This is a genomic window from Hoylesella timonensis S9-PR14 (assembly GCF_000762405.1).
Lineage (GTDB): Bacteria > Bacteroidota > Bacteroidia > Bacteroidales > Bacteroidaceae > Prevotella > Prevotella timonensis_A.
The window spans coordinates 1-1,860 of the sequence record NZ_JRPQ01000190.1 but is presented as its reverse complement, the minus strand read 5'-3'; the positions used below and the strand labels follow the sequence as shown (position 1 = coordinate 1,860).

2 protein-coding genes are annotated in these 1,860 nt (G+C 39.3%); one reads left to right on the top strand and one right to left on the bottom strand.

The genetic code is table 11. The features are described from left to right. Window positions 1-403: 403 nt before the first annotated feature. Entirely contained in the window at window positions 404-724 is a 321-nt protein-coding gene (locus HMPREF9304_RS11260) for a hypothetical protein (RefSeq protein ID WP_133241906.1), read from the top strand. 537 nt (window positions 725-1,261) lie between these two features. Here HMPREF9304_RS11260 and HMPREF9304_RS11255 read toward each other — a convergent pair. Continuing rightward, on the bottom strand, window positions 1,262-1,471 hold the full coding sequence (locus HMPREF9304_RS11255) for a hypothetical protein (protein WP_036929205.1): 210 nt from the start codon (window positions 1,469-1,471) through the stop codon (window positions 1,262-1,264). Window positions 1,472-1,860 lie beyond the last annotated feature (389 nt).

Sequence of the window (1,860 nt, the reverse complement as noted above, 5' to 3'; positions counted from 1 at the left end):
GGAGATATTATCCGCATAGAGGCTGAAGAAGCATGGGGTACAACTGACTTTCGCTATGTATTGGCACAGCTTATGCCCGAACTGACTATTTATTATATAGTGGAAGAACCTGGCTGTGAAGTCTATGCAACCAACGATGCAGANGGCAAATATTTCCCCGAAAGGTTCTATGTAGACGCTTATGTAAACGGAGATTATCAAAGTGAGTACTTTGACACCGAAGAACAAGCAATGACTTATGTTGCTAACCTACTCGGTAAACAGGAAGTAAGCAAAAACGAGTTAGAGAATTGGAATGAATGCCATGAGGAAGATGACAATTTTATCTACATACATGAATTTGAAATTGTTGAATGCTAAAGGAAACGGAGGGACTAACCACCCCTCCAAAAAATATTTTAATATGAAAAAATATATTGTTAAGTATTGCGACACAGTTTGTTTCAGTCATCCACTTGAAAGCATCAAGACAAAACCGAGTCATTGGGTTTATGAAAAAGATTTTGAAAAATTAGAAGATGCCCTCACCTTTGCAGAGCAAGAAGAAAAAGCATGTACTTTGACAAAAGTGAGCGACCTTGATTTTTGCCCGACAGATGAAGAACGCAATAAATATGTCACCTTTGTTGATGTATTAGAAGTAAACTATGATGAAGATGGTGAGATTGAAGACACTGACGTTGTAGACAGAAAAAACGTCATAGAGTTTTGGATTGAAGATTAAAGAAACATCGATACCCGCCTACTCGGCGGGTATCAATTTGAAAAACAGTTGCAGTGTAAGCATGTCTTTGCGCATGCCGAAAGAAAAACCGAAGATTACATACANCATTTGCCGTGTGCTGCTCTCACAGTTCGCAGCACACTCCATTATTACCTCCCCCTATTATCCACGCTTTGTTCTGAAATAGCAAGTTATTACTAAGACTATCATTCCTTTCACCCAGCGCAAAAACATGCTAACGCAAGTTTTTGTTACANCTTCTTTCCCTTTCGGCTTGTTCCTCACGCCTGCTCCGCCAGAGTTCCATNACGCTGCAGCCATCTTCTCCTTTGTCCTGTTCCTTTTTCAATCCACTGCGACAGCGGCGAAGATGGCAGACTGCTTAATGGAACACTGGCTACGCAAAAACCCTTAAAACAGTTTCTGCTGTTTTAATCCCATNAAAGACACTGTTTCTGACCTTTCAGGATCGCCAACAGAGTCTTTCATGGGACTTCGGGAGAGGTGAAGGAAGATTATTTTTGATTAAAATCAGTTTTATGTAATCAGTCTTGACCTTACGATAAGAACCTTTGGCGTGATATGGTGCATCCCGTCCTTTGTCAAAATATGGCTTAGATATTTTTCCGAACATCCAAGGTCTTTCTCAGAGAACTTTCTAAAGACCGCTGCTACACTACCAAAGTAGTAATTCCTACGTCCTTGAATGAAATGCACGTGAATCACTTTCCTTAATTGTTTATCCATAAAACATCTAAAAATAGAAAATTAAAAATTTCTANTTTTCANCCCAAAGATTAAAACCAACATCGTCTCTTTGCTGATATATGTCTGTCGTTACCTCAATTTCAATACCTGTCCCAGTCCAATTTACAGAGACAACCTTGGTATTGTATTCATTGGAAAGCAAACCCTCCAATGGTACTTCAAGTCCTCGATACCTACCTGTGCTGCTTCCTTCGAATACAACATCTTTTTCGTCTGCCTTTATATATCCCTTATCTACAAAACTTTGAATAGATAAGGTGTCCCCAGGAGACGGAATGCAGGAAAATGGCCAGGTACCAGACCAATTATAAACATTTCCTGCCCAACAAAATAAAATACGCACTTTCATATATTTCTTTTAGGGACAA